Raw genomic sequence first — 18,328 nt, forward strand, 5'->3', positions numbered from 1 at the left:
ACGAAGGGGATATATTCGCTAAGGGTGGGTCATTTTCTTTCCGGCGAACCTGGGTCAATTATATCCCGGCGGTGACATTACAAAAGGAACTAAACTTGACGAGACTACTTTTCAAGGTATTAAAAACGGAATAAAAGTCACGAACATTAATATTAAGCCTCTCAATGATAAGGATTTAAGGAACTTTCAAACCCTGTCTTCAAATGGAGAAATAAAGCCATTTTTTGTAGAGACCATTTTTGATGTTGGGAACTTCACTATGTCCCTTGTGGAGTTCCTTGCAGAACCATCTTTCTGGAATGGTTTCTATGTTGTAATGGATGGAGCCGCTGTAATTTTTCCCGGGATACCATCCATAAGTGGCGTAAAAAGGATGATAAAAAATAGCGACACACTAAAACAGTCGCTACAAATTGGAATTAACGCCTATAAAAATATTGATAAAATACCATCTGGTTGGCATCGACATCATATCTTCGAAAAGCGGTTTGCGAAAGAATTAGGAACGGTTGAAAAGGATATGTTATGTATTGCTATCCCTGCTGAATATCACTACAAAATTAATGCTAAAATGACAAAGAAGATTCCAACAACTGGCTCCGGTTATGGTCATTTGACAAAATCTCAGATTATTAATAAACATATTGAAGCATACGAGGAGCTTATGTTAGAAACAAGCAATCGGGATCAAGCAACGGTATATGAATTTTTGTGGGAATTCACGAAAACAAAACAACATTCAATATTGAAATAATAATGCTGAAGTTCCAGAAGCACCCCGAAATTGTATGGGGTGCTTCAATTCAACGTTAGTAATATTTTAACTGATTTTGGTTTTACTCCATTTTTATTCGGTGTTATTATAAATAATCAGAATAAAGTTTCTTAGAGGAGGTAGTCATGAAAGTCCTGGCTTATTTTTATTTTTCTTTTTATGATAAAAACCTTAAACGTAAAGTTGATGCTGTATTAAAAAGAAATGGAATCCATTATGAACCTACTGTACGAATAGGTAAAAATGAACATATCGGTATTACAATTACGCGTATTACATACGAACTTAAGATTGACTATGAACCATTGTTTATTGAAAGACTGGTAAACGATCTTCGTTTTGTGGTGGACCCGGATTTAGACTTTGGGTTTCGCTTCGACTTTTCAGAAAAGGAATATGAACAATCTCCTCTCTATGAGTTAATCGCAATCGGCACTAATCAACGATTATATCTTGAAAATAAGGGGGAGTCATACCAAACCATACGCTTCTGTGATACGTGTGGTAAACAAACCATAGAACAAACAAAACCCTTGTTAATCAATACAGCTATCGTTGACAAGCGAAATATTGTGTTTGTCGATCAGGAACTCGTCATATCTCAAAAGATGGCTGAATTATTTGATAGTTGGGGGTTAACAGGATATCGACTGGAACACGTTCACCACTATGGTTCTGCTAAAAATAAAAAGACTGCGTATCAGATTGTACCGACGAATATTTTACCACCGCAAAACTTGCCCGATTCCTATTTAAATGATCCAGTAGTGAACAAACTTAAATGTCCAACTTGCCGAACCGGTGGACATTTGTTCTACCCCCACCACTACAATAAAACAGTGTTGGAAAAGATACAAGATTTCAATTTTGCACATGAATACAGAGCAAGAGGCCCATATGAAGTTAGACGTGTTTTACTGATTAGCTCAAACGTAAGAAATCGTCTAATAGAAAATGGACTAGCAAATGACGAGTGGGAGTATAGGCCCGTTATTATAACCTGAAAAACGTGTGGGGACTGGTTCTGCAGCTTCGACTCTACCACCAAACCGAACGAAAAATCGCCGGTTATTTCAGTTAATTCAGATCTAGATTGGCGAGGACTGGTCAAAGCAAGACCGCGTGAATATGTACGAACGAAACTCCTTTGAAGGTTTAGTAATACTTATCAAAAGTGAGGTGTAGTCATGAATATAAACGTTTATTTTACCTTTCAAGTATATGATCTTAAAATTAAGTTTAAAGTCGATCAAATTCTTCATAGTCTGATACAAGATTTTGTAATACCAGAAGCAAGTATTAAAAAGGATGATGTTTATGTCCGGTATAAATTTGAGGTAGCGTACGATATCAAGTTAATTACAGCGATCGTAGAGAATCTCAACGCGATTTATGAGAAGACATTAGGAAGTAAAAGTATGACATCTACTTTTCGCGGTTTTCGATATATATATAAGTATACTGATGACGAGATAAAAAACGGTAAATTATTTAGCATCACCTCAATAGGCAACAGACCGGAATTATATTTCTCCAGTAAATCAAAAGTTGAATTTGTAGCATTTTGCGCAAGATGCTCAAGGAATGAGAAAGTTACAAAAAACGAATTAATATTTAATACTTCAGTCATGAAAAAATTCCCGATAGCATTTGTTGATGAACATTTGGTTATTTCCCAAGAACTTGCGGATAAGTTTAATGAGTGGAATTTATCCGGGTATCAATTACGAGAGGTAATTCATAAGGGGAAAACAACCGGAGAAAAAGCCTTTCAGGTTATTCCCACAAATATCTTGCCGCCTCAAACTGTAATCGACCAATTGCGTAATGATCCTCATATCAAAAAGCAAACATGCCCTGAATGTGGTGTTGTAGAGCATTTACAATGTCCCTATTGTTATGATGAAAAGATAAGTCAATTTATGCAGGATTTTAATTTTACTTATGAGTATTATCCTATCAACGAAGAAACAGTTGTCCGGCAAATGTTAGTTAGTAAGAAGGTTATCACGTTATTAATTGAACATGGAATTGCTAAACTTGAGCCATTATCTGATGAGAGCAAATGGACGCTAGTTCCAGTGCTGACAAATAACACTGTATAAGCATTGGAGGTCAGAAAGGAAGACAACATTAAAAATAGTAGCCGGTACTTTATTTAGTGGTTGGTTTATGCTTCTTTAGGGTTATAAAATGCTACTCTCAAGTGATATCCCAGTAAGGATTTCATTGGATGAAATGAGGAGTACACTGCTTACCATTTTAGTTTCCACCCTTATCACACTTCTCTATATCAAAAAAGTATCAAAGAGTATGTTATGGTGTTTTTTCCTTTTTTCCCTCACTTTTTTGGGCAGGATCTATGTTGATGGCGATCAAATATCAGTTTCATGAATACGATACAACACTCAGTGTGGCAGGGTGTAGGATGCTTATGTATTATTTTGTTTTCCCTTCCATTCGAAGATATTAAGAAAATTGTAAAAAGACCTGCCTCACGGTTGTGAGGTAGGTCTTTTGGTGTTTAACTGAAGATGTCGCCTGGGTCAAAAAAGCTTGCTTAGGTATACCATATTCACAAAACGAGGGTGTCCAGGACACTCTAATTATGTTTCTGCTGCATAAACGTAATACTATTCGGAACAGTATCGGTTCACATGACGGTGACTCGCCAGTGCCGAAAGATGATTATTGTGATTGTGGTAAAATACGCAGGAAAAATGTTGAGAAAATCGAATTATCGAAAGAACAATCGATAAAAAAATTAATAAGGAGTCGATTATGTCTACAACATTTAACGAACGTCAGGCACTACATATGACATTGCAATCTCTGCTTGAGCAACGACTATCTCTAAGAAGAGAGTATATGGAACGAGACAAAGAACTGGGGGAGGAGATCAAGCAGCTCTTGTACCGAATCCGTGAGTTGGATGAGCAATATGGTGTACCTACCAGCACGAATGATCGGCAAGGAGAAACAACAAGTTCGCCGATTGTTACCGAAGAGATACTGAGCACGCGAGTGGGTAAATCCAGGAAGCCGTATCAGCATCATGATTATCCGGGAATAGCTAGGGAGGTAGAAACGATTTTGGAGGAAGCGGCAGCACCGCTGACACTGACAGAACTATACGGGCAGCTGCAAAAACGTCGGGGAGTCGATTGGGCGAATCCGTACATCATCATACAAAAATCGCTAAAGTACTCAGAAAGAGTTCAAGTACAAAAGGAGGGCAGAAAACTGGTGTTTTCGATTCGGAAAATTCTTTGATATGAGGCCTTGCCAAGGCTCCGGAAAGACTGCATGTAGCGGCAATGAGTTTACCAACCCTTATATCAGTATCCAAAAGCGATCAATTAGGTCCAGGGGATGGTTTCACCGCAGAAAAAGGGAATAACGTTTTGCGGACCTGGACGGACGAGATCGGTAAGTCGAATTCCGCGTTGACTTTTCTCCGGGGGAATCCTGTATAGTTGGATGTCGAGGAGGTGATGACGTACATGAAGATCAAGGACGTCATGAAGCAGACCGGTCTGACACGAAAGGCGATCTATTATTACGAAGAAGCGGGCCTGATTGCTCCTTCAACCGATCCTGAAAATCAGTATCGCATTTACAGTTCGGATGATGTCGAACGGCTGCGGTATATCCGTACGCTTCGCAGACTGGGCATGCCGATACGGGATATCAAAACAATCTTGCAGTATCCTGATCAGGCAACTTTGCTTCTCCGAAAGCAATTGGCGCGGATAGAGGCGGAATCGTCCGAACTGGCACTGTGCCGCCAGGCCATTTCAGTTCTGATCGAAGCAGCCGAACAGTCCCCGAAAGATGGAGGCCGATCAAGAATCCGGGAAGCGGATCTTCTTGCAGGTGCCGTGGAACAGGAACGCAGACGGCGGGACGACTATATGAGACGCAGGCTGATGGAGTTGTTTCCCGGGACGATGGGCAAATTCATGGCTCTTCATTTCGGAGCGTTCCTGCAAGAGCCATTGTCGGATTCAGACAAAGAATCGGCATGGGAACGGTTGGTTGGCTATGTTGACAGCATGGAACAGTTCGACATCCCTTCACAGCTGGCCGAGCACATCGACCGTATGAGCGAGGAGGAAATCGAAGAAGCGGCTGCCGTCTACAGGGAATCGCTGCAACGATACATTTCGCCGACGGAGGCGGAATACGAAGAGCTGAAGGAAGAGATGCGCGCGCAAGTGGAACAATTCAAAAAATGGCCGCTCAATCAGGAGCAGACGGCGTTAACCCGCCAACTGAAGGAGCGTCTTGATCGCGCCGGTTTCTATAGAGTGTTCGTTGAGCAGATGCGCACGTTGAGCGCCGATTATCGGAACTATCTGGAGACGCTGGAGCGGCTCCAGCGAGACTTGAATGTGCGCTACGACGACCACGGTATGCTGACGATATGACGAATCACAGAATCGGGCGCAGGAAGCCCATGCCTTTAGGCGTGGCAGGAATGCGCCCTATCTGTTCTCCTCCCTTCTTATATTGAATGATATACTTTAATCATGAACCTGACATTGATGATCAAACTCCTTCCTACAACCGAACAGCATCAGTCGTTGCTTGAAACAATGGAACGCTTTAATGCGGCTTGCAACGTGATTGCGGAAGCAGCTTTCGCTGAGCACACCGCGAACAAGGTTCGTTTGCAGAAGTTGGTATACAGCCGCATTCGAGAGGAATTCGGTTCGTCAGCGCAAATGAAGGTTCGCGCCATTGCCAAAACATGCGAAGCGTACAAGCGCGACAAGTCGATCAAGCCGACATTCAAGCCGCATGGAGCCATCGTCTGTGACCAACGCCTCCTTTTGTGGAAGGGCCTTGAACGCGTATCCATCCTGACGCTTGGCAGGCGCATCTTGGTGCCCATCGTATTTGGCGAGTACCAAGCGGCGCGTCTGAATCGGATTCGCGGACAAGCCGATCTCATTTACCGTGACGGAGTGTTCTATCTCGCTGTCGTGGTAGATGTTCCGGAACCGCCGCAAGGTGCTCCAAATGGAATTTTAGGAGTTGACCTTGGCATCAAGAATATTGCAACCGGCAGCGACGGAGAAGTATTTTCTGGCGGCCATGTGAATGGACTGCGCCATCGGCATGCAAAACTTCGACAATGTCTCCAATCTAAAGGCACAAAGTCGGCAAAACGTCTGCTGAAAAACCTCGTCGAAAAGAATCTCGCTTCGCTACGGATGTGAACCATCGGATTTCAGAGATGCTGGTTGTGAAAGCCAAAGACACCGGACGCGGGATCGCCCTTGAAGACCTGAAAGGCATCCGCGAACGGATAACGGTTCGCAAGGCTCAGCGTCGTACCCAGCATTCGTGGGCGTTTCATCAGCTTCGCTCCTTTATCGAGTACAAGGCACGCATTGCAGGAGTTCCTGTCGTGTTGGTTCATCCTAGAAATACATCTCGCACATGCCCGAATTGCGGGCACTGCGACAAGAAAAACCGACCAACAAGAGACCATTTCCATTGCCAATCTTGCGGCTTCGCTGGGCCAGCGGATGGCATCCCTGCCGTGAACATTCGCGGCAGGGATGAAGTCATGCAGCCGTACGCGGGGTAGCGCATACTACACCTGCAAGCCCACGGATAAAGCCGTGGGGTTCATGACTCTTGGACAGCCAGATTACCTTGCTTGTCCAGAAGCGCAACTTTCACAGTGATTGGACGAGGCAACAGTGGATGGTTTTGTAACAAGTGAGCTGTCTTCCAAGCGTTTCGGCTTTCGTCTGACGTGACGTTGAACCAACATTCTGTGGAGAGTCCGGACAAGTGGGAAATCAAATAGGAAATGGTAGATGCCGTTTGTTTATCGAGGTTTTTCGACATGATGGAGAAAGCGGGCTCTCGGTCCCCTGTTTTTCCGAGAATCCAAATTTCATGAATGGTCGGATATTGTATGAGCGCGCTGATAATGCTGCGAGTAAGAGAACCGTAAGGATCCCAGATATGAACTTCTTCACAACGGAAGATCAGCGGATTTTTCTGTTCTTGTCCATGTAAGAATTGTTCCAATACAAGTTCCGCTTTTGGTCCTATTCCGGCCAGTACAAGCGAATCATATGCCAAAGTCTCCTTACGGATATTTGTCATTTCTGCCTCACTTCCTTGTTTTGGGATTAAAAAACCGGGAAACATCGTGACATTTTTGAATTGTGAAAGCAATTCAAAATGCACGAAATTTCCCGGTTTACCTTCAACTGACCTGATGGCCGTTTAAAGATCTACCGATATTGTTCTTCCAAATTGTCCGACATGATGAACACCATTACACGTTCCCCGGTCCGGGTACTGACATCCGTGTAGAAACTGGTCACGTTCGAGCCTGTCATGTTTGCGATGAGTTCCTTCAGTTGGTCGCTGCCTGATTCCACCAGGTCGGCCCGGATCTTTTTAATGGAGAGCATCCCTTCGATTGTTTGAGCTAGGTTACGTTCGGCAGGGGTTAAAACCCCCTTTAGTAAAACGATTATCATATTTCGCACAATATCCGTCTTTACCGAAACGGAACCGCGGCCCAAGTATTCTTTTTCCCATTGTGTGAGGGCTTTGCTGATTTTGTCCTCCAGTTCCCCTTTTGCCATTTGCATATCAAAACCTCATGAAGATTAAATAATATGTGGAGAGTGGAAATAAAACCTAATGACTTCATATTACTTTCTTTAGTTTGTACTTGTCAAGTGATTCGAGTATTCTTAGAAATTGAATTACCATCGAGTGCATTTTTGGAAAATCGTCTGCGCAGTGGTATCCTCAAGGCGGAACCGTCAGGAGCCGGGACGATTTCGGTGTTCGGTTGTCAGTTTTGTCTCGATTTGTCTTACCGACCACGAGACGAATATATATTCGATCGGTCGTGCATGAACTACTCTGGTTTCCTGAAAGGGATACCAACATTCGTTATTTGAACAAATAACGGGGTTGAATGGAATGCAATTTGGAACCGGGCGAGTTGATTTGGCCCGGCAGGGATGGTCATATTTAAAGCAAACCTTTGGGGTAGGTTAAAAGCCTCAAATCATATCCGTTGCCCGGGTAATCATTAAGAGGAAACCGCCAAGCATATTCTATTACTACGTGCTTAATGATTTCCAGTTTGTCGATTACCTTATCACCTGAAGATCAAAGCTTCAGTGATTTCTTCAGATGAAACCTAAAATAACCTTAAATTTTGCTGAACGGTGTCTTGCGGTAATATTGCGATTTGCCATTACGAATAAATTTCACGAATCGAATTAAAAAAGGATATTGAGAAAATATGGAGCCTGTTGGCTATACGCTGTTTGTCCCGGACTTTTTTGTAAGTATTAGCTTGTCTGGTTCGTTTGACGGATTATCTGAACAACTCTTGGTCGTTCTCATATGTCCGTTTTGGTCATCGCGTCCCAATTGTTCGGATCAGGATTGGGAGCCCAATTAAGCCGGAATTGATGATCTGTAAGACTATGATTTCACGCGGTGAAGTGGCATTAATTATTGCGGCGCTTGGATTGAATATCGGTTTGCTGCCGTCAAAGTAATATACGTCGATCATTTGGGTCATTGTGATTACAACCGCTGTTGCTCAAACGGTTCGTGAAGGATTAAAGCGAAAGAAAGATCGATCAGGAAGAATTAGCAACTGATGTTTGCAATGCAAATTAAAGTGCGTTATAATCTTGAAGTCGAAACCCGTTTTTTTTAACATATTGGGCAGACCGTTTGAACTTCCGTTTTTCAACCGGATGTGTTCAGGGTAAGCCCATATACCATGTGGGAACAAGGTAGATTTTCAAAAAGTCCGTTTTGGATTTGTTGAGAATAGACCGACTATATCATCTGTACCGGGGCCTGCTTTCATGTGAAAGTAGAGTGTTCCGCAAAGATGGTATAGTCGGTTTTTTTTTGAGAGGAGGGTAGTTGCGATGTTTGTTTACTTATTCACCGGATTGGCAGTGACGTTGATCAGCGCATGCTTTCTGCTCTGTCCCCGAGTCTCTGACCGTTACGTTCGCTTGCACGTCCTGTCGTTGGCCTTGCCGACCGTTGCGGCATTTGCAGGATTGATCAGCGCTGATCAAACTCAGGAGATGGGTTTTTGGCGCTCCGACAGGCTTACATGGTTGATCTCGTTTTATGTTTTGTTGCTCGGATGGACTATCCAGCGGTTTAGTATAAGGTATATGTACGGTGACCGTTCCTATCGCTCCTATTTTGCGCTTTTGACGGTCACAGTGGGGGCGGCGTCTATAACCTGGACAAGTGACGATTTGCGCCTGCTCGTGCTGTTGTGGGGGCTTCCTTTACTTGGTTTGGTTTGGTTGTCAGCACTAAAAAAAGAATGGGAGCCGGCTAGGAACGTTTCTCGGCTTATGGCGAAGATGTTTGCCGCAAGTTGGATCTCCCTTTTACTGGCCGTTGTATGGCTGTGGAAGGCTACCGGATATTGGCGAATATCGCTCGCATTGTCGGTCGAATCGCTCACTCGGATCGAATGGGAAAACGCAACGGGGATCAGCGTGTTGCTTGTGCTTGCCGCGATCATTCCTGCTGGCCAGTGGCCGTTTCAGCGATGGCTGCTCGAGTCTTCGGTGATGCCAACACCCGTTTCCTCCGCAATGCACGCGGGTCTGGTGAATGCGGGAGGGATCTTGCTGGCCAAATTTTCGCCGCTGATGGCCGGCGGTTTTCCCCAAACGCTACTGTTGTTTCCGGCCGTCGTGTCGGTGATTGTCGGAACGGGAATTCTCTTGGTTCAACCAGACTACAAACGGCAGCTTGTTGCGTCTACTATGGCGCAGATGGGCATGATGTTTATCCAATGTGCCTTGGGAGCCTATTCCCTAGCGGTCTTGCATTTGATCTTTCACGGATTGTTCAAGGCTACCCTGTTTTTACGTTCCGGATCCGTTGTGCCTCGATCCAAACGGGCGTTGATCTCTCCGTATCCACCGTCTAAAATGTGGATCCTCTGCGGAATGCTGGGGGGGATCGTATTGGGTGTCGGATTTTGGCTGGCGGCTCCTCACGAGCACCTCAGAATGTTGCGGGCGTTATTGCTGGGCTGGTCGTTGGCGTTTGCGTGGTGGCAGATGGCCGTTTTTCACAACGGACGCTGGACGGGATTTTTCGTCTTGTCAGGACTCGGGCTGTCCGCGATGGCGTTCCATGACGCGTTGGCCGCATTTTTAGGCGGAACATTACCCGCAGCCGGTCCCGGGGCGGGCGCCGAATCCGGAATTGTTTTGCTGTTCGTTTGTCTGGGGTTAGCGGGCATTTTCTTTTCCGGCCGCTGTTCAACGGATTTATGGGCGAAACTGTATATGTGGCTTGTCCATATCGGAGAAGCGCGTGATCGGGCGGTAGAAAGTCATCCCCGCTATCTCAAGGCATACGTGCGTCAAGGGGGGGAATGAAGTGAATCGATCCGTTCTGTTACCTAAACATGCTGTAGATGGTGTGGAAAATAAAGAAGCTTCCGCTGACAGCCTGCAAGTGGAAGAGCTTGTAGGAAAGGCGAGCCAGGTCATCGCGCCACTGTGGCCACTCGGCGCGTTTGTCGCGAGTCATCCTTGGGAGGGGATGGAGCACCTGACGTTTGAGGAAGTTGCCGACCGTTTTCGGGGCTCCCGGGATATTAACCTGTATCCCTCGATGACAATGTTTCGCGAAGCGCTGCGGAAAGGGGAATTGAATCCGGCCTATTTGGAGGAAAGATTTCGGAAGTGGCTGAATGAGCAGCCCTCTGTCATTCCCAAGGAAGAAGTGGAACGTTTGTGCCGTGGCCTGTTATGGCACGAAGAAGTTCCCCGCGAGGTCGTAAATTCGTTGGAGATGAAACACTTGACCGCCCGGATGAAAGACGGTAAAACGCAACCGGATCGATTTCTTTTCCGGTGGGTCAGAACGAAAAGCGCGATCCTGGAAGCGCAAGGGGAAGCACGATGGACGCGGGCGCTGGATCGCCACATGATCAAATGGTGCAAGCTGTATTTGGATGAATCGCAAGCCATGTGGGGGATGCCGTTCCGGGAACAGGGATTTTACAAAGCTTGGCGGAAACTGGTGCGTTATGACCCGTCCCTGAGTCGTGCGCAGCGCAAGCGGTTGCATCGTGTTCCGGCAAACGCGGAAGATGCATTGAAGCAGGCGTTATTGAATCTAGGCGTTCCGGCGACGGAAATGGAGCGCTATCTGGAGGAACATCTGATTGCGCTGCCAGGCTGGGCGGGGATGTTGCTTTGGCGTTCGCGGAAATCCGGACAAGGACATCGTTTGCTTACGGAATATTTGGCGATTCGTCTCTCGTTGGAATGGGCGATGATCGCTCCCCGTCTTCCCTTGGCGGAGGCGGGGGAAGGCGAAGATGATACGGCCCTCTTTCCTTGTCTTGCGGCATGGGTGCATTGGGGGGGATGGACGCCCGAACGGTGGCAGAGTTTGCCACCGGCAGAGCGGCACATTCGACTGGCTTTCGCCTACCATTTCGACCGAGCGATTCGCCCTAGACTTTGGCTGGAAGCCTGGGAGGATACGCAAGAAGAGAAGTTATTAAGAAACATATCGTCCCCGCCGAAACATAGCAGTGCCCAAAAGGCGGCTGTCCAGCTCATCTTTTGCATCGACGTCCGTTCTGAACCATTTCGCCGGCATTTGGAACGAGAAGGGCCATTTGAAACGTTCGGATGCGCGGGATTTTTTGGCCTTCCCATCAGGACGCTCCTGCCGGATGGACACGTTCATGCCTCCTGTCCGGCGATTGTAGAACCCCGCCATGAAGTCAGGGAACGGCTATCTCCCGCTGACCGCCGAAAATACCTCCGGAGGGAATCCGCCAAGCTTTCTGTTTCCCATGTGTTCAAAAAAATGAAACAGGGACTCGTCACCAGCATGTTGTTGCCGGAAATGAGCGGACCGTGGTTGGGATTGTACATGCTTGTAAGGAATGGGGCTCCTGATCGTGTCATCAGCGCTATCCATCGTTGGCGGAAACGTTTCGCCAGGAGACCGGAGACGAGTCTCACGCTGGACCATGACGGTTCCTGCAGTGACCCAAACTTACCATTAGGATTTTCATTGGATGAAAAAGTGAACTATGTCAGTCAATTGTTGAAAAACATGGGGTTGACGTCCGCGTTTTCGCCCCTTGTGGTGGTTTGCGGCCATGAAAGCGCGACAACGAACAATCCGTACTCATCAGCTTTGGATTGCGGCGCATGCGGCGGGGGCGCCGGGGAATTGAACGCACGCGTCTTTGCGGAACTTTGCAACCTAGAAGAGGTGCGGAGCGCTCTGGTTGGGAAAGGCATTGTCATTCCGAAGGATACCGTTTTTATCGCGGCTGAACATATTACCACGGTCAATGAGTTGCGTTGGATCTATGTTCCCGAACTATCCCCGGCGGCTCAGAATGCTTTCGCCATGCTTCGGGACAGACTCCGGACCGTGACCCGCAAGGTGAATTTGGAGCAATTGGCAAAATTGCCGGGCGCAGGCGACATAGGAGGCGATCCGGTTGCAGAGGCGAACCGACTCGCGGAAGACTGGAGCGAAATTCGTCCGGAATGGGGATTGGCGCGGAATTACGCGTTCGTGATCGGGAGGCGACAACTGACCGCGCACTGTGATTTGGAGGGAAGGGTGTTTTTGCACAGTTACGACTGGCGGGAAGATCCGGAAGGAACTTCGCTGGCGAATATCGTTGCCGGTCCGGTGACTGTCGCCCAGTGGATAAACTTGCAATATTACGCATCGACTGTCGCTCCGCATGTATACGGGAGCGGCAACAAGGCCACACAGACCGTCACGGCGGGAATCGGCGTGATGCAAGGCAACGGGAGTGATTTGCTTGCGGGATTGCCGTGGCAATCGGTTATGGCGAGCGACCGGGAATGGTTCCATTCCCCGCTACGCCTACTCGTGGTCATTGAAGCCCCGCGGCAATATATTGCGCGCCTGCTTGAAGAGAATCCTCATTTCCGAAGAAAAGTGAACAACGGGTGGCTGCGCCTTATGTCCATTGACCCGGAGAAGGGAAAATGGGAAAAATGGCAGCCATCTCCAGGGGGCTACCTTGAAATCACTTTCTATAGAAAGGATTTGATATAAGTTTATTAATAGATAATATTAGACAACTTAAATTGACGGAAGCACGTGCTCAAGTTCTGTTTTGTGCCGAAAGCAGTCGTTAAATTAAAAGAGAGGCATCTTTACCATAAACAATGGTATTATCCCCTCATGGTAGACAGTAAAAAAAAGAGTTCATGATATCATGGATTCATTACTGTTGACCGGAGGGGATTTTTCATGCCACCAAAGTAACGGAAGGGAGTAGTTGTACCTAATAACTCTTAGTGGCCGACAATTAAGGGTAAACAGTTCATAATTCAATCTTAATCCCACTGCAAAATGAGGAAAGGGAAATGTGGTTTTAAGATTATGAAAGTGCAAGCAAACTTTTTCTTTTTCATTATATTGATTTATACGCCTCAGCAATCAAATCTTTAAAAAGATTTGAAATCCTGAGTTTTTTTATGTATTAAATGTTAAGTTTTATTTCACTACGTATCAGGGGTATAAAAAAAAATATTTCGGTAAAAATATAAGTAAAAATAAGCATAGATCAGGTGGCGGATATGAAAGATGTTAAAACCTTATTTCGTATGCATATTTATATATCATGGGTGTTCGCATTAGCCTTTTCTTTGCGCTTTGCCCTAACTGGAAATCCATATATTAAAATATCTAACACTAATTTTAATACAATATTTATTATACTATCATCTTTATTAAATGTGATTCTTCTAAAAAATTGTGTAGTGCAATTGATGTCAATGAGTCAGAAGCAGAACCGAAGAGAGTGAACAACAGTAAAAAAGAAAAATAATAATCTACGTAATGATTGAAAACCTTATCCATTAAAATTATGAAGGGACTGCCTATGAAGTTTAGTATGTTCTGGAGAAAATCGGTAAGTAAATCTAAACGCTTTTTACTACGCGAAAAACAAACAGTAAACTCCATAAAAGTAGCTCCATTTAACCCATCGTTATCCAGGAATATAGAAGAACTGGAAGAGTTATTAGGAGGTAACATTGACTTTTCTACTTACCAATTTACCTGTTTCGATCGAAGTATCAGTTTGTTTTTTATGCGCACTTTAATAGATAGCGAGAGACTTACTCGGCATATAATTTCTCCTATACAGAAAACAGGACTATTTTTAACGTCACAGGGGTTATCTTTATCCCGAAACAGAGAAAGAGAAGGGGATGAACTTATAACTCTGATCCAAGAGAGTTGCTTACCTTCAAGTGACACTCAGCGGGTAGAAAATTGGCAATCTGCAATTGAACAAATCTTGTATGGTAAAGCTCTACTGTTAATAGACGGTGAAACTGTTGGGTTGTCTGTGGGAGTAAAAAAGGAAAATGCAAGAAATATTGATCAACCAGAAACGGAAGTAAGTGTCATTGGGCCGAAAGAAAGTTTTGTGGAAACTCTTAATACCAATATAGGACTTGTACGCCAGCGTCTTCGCGACCCGTATCTTAGGGTGGATTCCGTCGTGGTGGGAAAGCGTACCAAGCAGGAAGTAACTGTATTGTATCTCGTGGACGTGGCTAATCCACTCATTGTGAATGAAGTCAGACGGCGACTATCCTGTATCGAAACAGATGGCCTGATCAGTCAGATGCAGCTACAGGAATATCTGGAGGATGACTCGTTCTCTTTGTTTCCACAAATTCGGCCTACCGAAAGGCCTGATGTCACTTGTTCATATTTACTCGAAGGTAACGTGGTTGTTTTAGCCGAGGGATCTGCACATGCTCTGCTTTTACCAATCACGTTTTTTCAGCTTTTGGATACTGTTGACGATTATTATACTAATTGGCAGTACGCCACACTTATTCGCTTCGTGAGGTTGATTGCTCTCTTTTTCAGTATAATATCGCCTGGTCTCTACCTGTCGCTTGTAGCCTACAATCCAGAGTTGATTCCTACTCGTCTTCTAATATCCATGGACGCCGCTCGTGTCAAGGTACCTTTTCCTATTCTGGTGGAAATTTTCATTATGGAAGTGATGATCGAGATTTTACGCGAAGCTGGAGTCAAGTTGCCCAAACCAGTCGGTCAGGCGGTTAGCATTGTTGGGGGTCTAGTAATTGGGGAAGCAGCCGTAAACGCTAATCTGGTTAGCCCTGTTACAGTCGTAATCGTGGCATTGACAGCGATCTCTTCTTTTGCAGCACCTGTATATTATCTCGGCATTACGTACCGGATTCTTCGTTTCTTCCTGCTGATATGCAGCAGTATTTTTGGGACTTACGGGTTAATTTTGGGATTATTCCTCATTCATGGGCATGTGGCCCGGCTCGTTTCATTCGGTGTTCCCTATTTGGCCCCGTTTTCTCCACTGAGATTGCAAGATTGGACAGATATGCTCATTAGGATTCCAATGAAGAAATTACGTACTCGCCCCACATTTCTAAAAACGATAAAAAAAAGGAAAGCCGGCTTTTTCTCGATGGTTCACCGTGATCGAAACAACAGGTAAGGATACATTTATTACGAAAGGAATGATTCCACGTGCAAGGACTTGAGCAACGTCCTGCGATTAGTCCAATCCAACTTGTTATGTTGGAGTTCGGTGTATTTGTAGGGGTAGGATTTCTTTTCATGCCTAGAGGTGCTATTGAAAAAGCTAGGGAAGATGCATGGGTAACAGTCATACTCGCAGGTATTTGTGCTCTGGTGTCCCTATGGATGATTAACAAAATCGCCCGAACGTTTCCCAATGATACCGTGATTGAATACAATCGCAAGCTATTTGGCAACTTCATAGGAAACATACTAAACATTGTATTAGGTTTATACTACTTATCTTTTTCAGTAACAGGTATTCGAATTATGGCAGAAGTAGTAAGCGCAGAGATGCTGCCGTTTACACCAATTGAGGCCATCATCGTGGTAATGCTCCTGGTAATTATTTACTCATCATGGAATGGGCTAATGCCAATTATCCGTATTTTTGAATCAGGACTTCCCATAACCCTTATTTTAATGATACTATTTTTCCTATTGGCTTTTCTCCGGGCGGATTGGACACAGCTACAAATCCCGTTTCAAAAAGGCGTACTTCCAATTTTAAGCGCACTACCTCAAACAATTTATTCGTTCCTTGGATATGAAGTGCTGTTTTTGTACTATCCGTTCTTAACAAGAAAGGAGAATTCTTTTATCAGTGGAGCAATCGCAATAGTTGCTGGAGCATTGTTTTACGCATTCCTTGTAATAGGCACGCTAGTAACCTTAGGTCCAGATGTCTCCATTACTCAAACATATCCAGTTGTGGACATGACAAAGACGATCGAGGTGGTGCGACAATTTGTAGAGCGGGCAGAACTTTTGCTGATTATGCTTTGGCTACCGCTCGCTTACACCACACATTTAGGATTCTTTTTTAGTAGTGCTTTTACGTTCCACCGTACCTTTCCACGCCTGGCGATGAGGTGGTGGATGGTTTTACTGCTACCTATAGTATACATCTTGTCTTTAATTCCCGACAATTTAATTGACATGTTGAAATGGTCCGATTTGGTTGGTGGAGCAGGATTGTTTTTTACAGTACCATACCCCTTAATTTTATTTATTTGTATATTGTTGAGCCGTAAGAAAGGAAATCTCCCTTCCGTAAGGAAAAAAGGTGAACTGACATGAGACAAACGAAAAAAGTCTGGGTGGCGACCGTAATGGTTATCATTTGCGGCAGTCTTTTACTTTCAGGGTGTTGGGATTACAAAGAGCTGGAAAATCGTGCTATCATAATTGGTATTGGAATTGACGAGATACCTCCAGCCACTTACAAAGGAAAAAAATGCGCATGTATCAGCTTCTCGTCCAGGTGGTCGAACCAACAGGAGCAGGAGGTAATATGGGAGGGCCACAAAATATACAAGGAGGTGGAAAAAAAGCCTATACAAACCTTGTTATCAAGACACCATCGTTTGCAGAAGGTATCGAGCAAATCGTAAACCGAAGCGACCGAATCCCCCATTTAGCCCACCTACAACTTATTGGAGTGGGGGAAAAACTGGCCAAAAACGGAATTAATGAGCTTTACGACTTCTTGACCCGTCTACCTCAAATGCGTCGCCACACTGAAATTATTGTTTTAGATGGTGATATTTCTCGGTTCTTTACAATTCCAAGTATTTCACTGCCGGCACCAGCCCTTCATATGTCAGAAATGGCTGCGAATGTACAGCGAACCTTGGTTATGCCTGATTCCAATCTAGGAACTGTATCCAAAAGTGTGCAAGGAAAAATTCCGTTTATCCTTGTTAAAGCATCGTTAAATAAGAGCGACGAGATTATCATGGATCATGCAGCCGTATTTTACAATTTTAAGATGGCAGGTAGTCTTTCATCGGATGAGATGCAGGTTCTATCCCTTTTACGTAACGAAATTGAGCGGGGGTTTTTGACCTTTCCATGCTACCGAGGGAAAAAGGCAGGTCTGCAATTGTTGTCAGGAGAGAGTAAAATAGTTCCTTTTCTAAAAAAAGGAATTCCACATTTTACTTTTCAAGTTAAGCTGGAGACGAAACTGATGGAATATCAATGCTTGGGTGCATCATTTTCCGAGCCTAATGCGATTAGAAAGGCAGAGAAGTTGTATAGCGACATGATGAAAAAACGGATAATTACAATAGCAAATATGTTAAAAAACAAGTATAAAACAGATTTATTTCGGTTGACTACACGAATAAAAAATTACCCGGAGCTGTACCTCTGGTTGAAGAATGACCCAAAAACTTTTTTTGAGAAGATGGTCGTCGATGTAAATGTCGATTTTAAGATCCGGACAATTGGAAGTTCCTTACGAACTCCAGAACGGGAACAATCTGATTAGTGTCCCCTGAAAAAATCGAATTTCGATAAGGAGCTTTGTCTACTCGAATTTTTCAGAGAGGTTTTTACCAGTTTACCCCAAATTTTGTGCCTTATTTGGCTAGTTGTACCGCTCTTCTGAGGTTATGGGTCAAGCCCCAATGCGCATCATGATGAAAAGTAGAGAGTTGCTCGCCTTTGCCTGCTTGTTTGACACCAGGACGCGACCGGAAGGGGAGAAGGTTCACACCTGCACGATCTTTACTACCCGGCCCAATAAGGTTGTCACAGACATCCACGACTGATATCCCTGAAAGCATAGTTGAGGTTGCTTGGCAGTAACCACAACCTCCTCTCTTTTCGTCTAAGAATTTGACACTCAGAGTACCCGAAATGAAGGTATGGAGTGAGGTCAAGATCATCCACTCGGGACGGTTTGCGCGCGGCGAAGGTAGAGAACGGGAATCAAACGAAGTATGTCTACCTAAACGGAAACGTAATTGAGGAACTGGACGGGTCCCCTGTTTCGAGATGATACAGGATTTAGACCAGGATTGAATCGCGTGCGAGTGGACTTTCCCTAATTTACTTGACACGAAGTTAAGACCAATCTGTTATGAATGTTGTTTTTCATATTCCACTGGG

The 18,328-nt window shown here is 44.8% G+C and carries 16 protein-coding genes; 14 read left to right on the forward strand and 2 right to left on the reverse strand.

Features of this window, described 5'->3' with window-relative positions:
• Positions 1-259 precede the first annotated feature (259 nt).
• The 7 genes from FOI68_RS22040 to FOI68_RS24160 all read left to right on the forward strand — a co-directional run bounded on the left by FOI68_RS22040 (position 260) and on the right by FOI68_RS24160 (position 6,374).
• Positions 260-754, forward strand: a complete 495-nt coding sequence (locus FOI68_RS22040) for a hypothetical protein (protein ID WP_143864339.1) — start codon at positions 260-262, stop codon at positions 752-754.
• Positions 755-900: 146 nt separating this feature from the next.
• Positions 901-1,779 (forward strand): hypothetical protein, encoded by an 879-nt coding sequence (locus FOI68_RS22045; RefSeq protein WP_143864340.1) that lies wholly within the window; start codon positions 901-903, stop codon positions 1,777-1,779.
• Between the two features lie 183 nt (positions 1,780-1,962).
• Entirely contained in the window at positions 1,963-2,880 is a 918-nt protein-coding gene (locus FOI68_RS22050; protein ID WP_143864341.1) for a hypothetical protein, read from the forward strand.
• 676 nt (positions 2,881-3,556) lie between these two features.
• Positions 3,557-4,048, forward strand: coding sequence for a hypothetical protein (locus FOI68_RS22055; RefSeq protein WP_143864342.1), 492 nt, complete (start codon positions 3,557-3,559; stop codon positions 4,046-4,048).
• 230 nt (positions 4,049-4,278) lie between these two features.
• Entirely contained in the window at positions 4,279-5,205 is a 927-nt protein-coding gene (locus FOI68_RS22060; RefSeq protein WP_185974021.1) for a MerR family transcriptional regulator, read from the forward strand.
• A 102-nt stretch (positions 5,206-5,307) separates the two neighbouring features.
• Positions 5,308-6,000 carry a hypothetical protein gene (locus FOI68_RS24155; protein WP_255433808.1) on the forward strand — a complete coding sequence of 231 codons (693 nt, stop codon included), beginning with the start codon at positions 5,308-5,310 and terminating at the stop codon, positions 5,998-6,000.
• A 17-nt stretch (positions 6,001-6,017) separates the two neighbouring features.
• Positions 6,018-6,374, forward strand: a complete 357-nt coding sequence (locus FOI68_RS24160; protein WP_231558724.1) for a zinc ribbon domain-containing protein — start codon at positions 6,018-6,020, stop codon at positions 6,372-6,374.
• A gap of 41 nt (positions 6,375-6,415) precedes the next feature.
• Here the strand turns inward: FOI68_RS24160 and FOI68_RS22070 are convergent, their stop codons facing one another.
• Positions 6,416-6,988, reverse strand: coding sequence for a hypothetical protein (locus tag FOI68_RS22070; protein WP_255433809.1), 573 nt, complete (start codon positions 6,986-6,988; stop codon positions 6,416-6,418).
• A 47-nt stretch (positions 6,989-7,035) separates the two neighbouring features.
• Positions 7,036-7,401 (reverse strand): Na-translocating system protein MpsC family protein, encoded by a 366-nt coding sequence (locus tag FOI68_RS22075; protein WP_143864344.1) that lies wholly within the window; start codon positions 7,399-7,401, stop codon positions 7,036-7,038.
• 215 nt (positions 7,402-7,616) lie between these two features.
• Here FOI68_RS22075 and FOI68_RS24315 point away from each other — a divergent pair, with 215 nt between their 5' ends.
• The 7 genes from FOI68_RS24315 (at position 7,617) to FOI68_RS22110 (ending at position 17,988) form a co-directional block, all read left to right on the forward strand.
• Positions 7,617-7,727 (forward strand): thymidylate synthase, encoded by a 111-nt coding sequence (locus tag FOI68_RS24315; RefSeq protein WP_370512165.1) that lies wholly within the window; start codon positions 7,617-7,619, stop codon positions 7,725-7,727.
• Between the two features lie 988 nt (positions 7,728-8,715).
• Positions 8,716-10,206, forward strand: coding sequence for an NADH dehydrogenase subunit 5 (locus FOI68_RS22085; RefSeq protein ID WP_143864345.1), 1,491 nt, complete (start codon positions 8,716-8,718; stop codon positions 10,204-10,206).
• Position 10,207: 1 nt separating this feature from the next.
• Entirely contained in the window at positions 10,208-12,898 is a 2,691-nt protein-coding gene (locus tag FOI68_RS22090; RefSeq protein ID WP_143864346.1) for a DUF2309 domain-containing protein, read from the forward strand.
• Between the two features lie 832 nt (positions 12,899-13,730).
• Positions 13,731-15,347 carry a spore germination protein gene (locus FOI68_RS22095; protein WP_185974022.1) on the forward strand — a complete coding sequence of 539 codons (1,617 nt, stop codon included), beginning with the start codon at positions 13,731-13,733 and terminating at the stop codon, positions 15,345-15,347.
• A 32-nt stretch (positions 15,348-15,379) separates the two neighbouring features.
• Complete coding sequence (locus FOI68_RS22100) at positions 15,380-16,510, forward strand: GerAB/ArcD/ProY family transporter (protein WP_143864348.1); 1,131 nt, start codon at positions 15,380-15,382, stop codon at positions 16,508-16,510.
• 163 nt (positions 16,511-16,673) lie between these two features.
• Complete coding sequence (locus FOI68_RS22105; RefSeq protein WP_185974023.1) at positions 16,674-17,705, forward strand: Ger(x)C family spore germination protein; 1,032 nt, start codon at positions 16,674-16,676, stop codon at positions 17,703-17,705.
• Between the two features lie 139 nt (positions 17,706-17,844).
• Positions 17,845-17,988 (forward strand): SOS response-associated peptidase family protein, encoded by a 144-nt coding sequence (locus FOI68_RS22110; RefSeq protein ID WP_255433810.1) that lies wholly within the window; start codon positions 17,845-17,847, stop codon positions 17,986-17,988.
• The last annotated feature ends 340 nt before the right edge of the window (positions 17,989-18,328 follow it).

The organism is Brevibacillus sp. LEMMJ03 (assembly GCF_007197875.1).
Taxonomy (GTDB): Bacteria; Bacillota; Bacilli; order Brevibacillales; family Brevibacillaceae; genus Brevibacillus; species Brevibacillus thermoruber.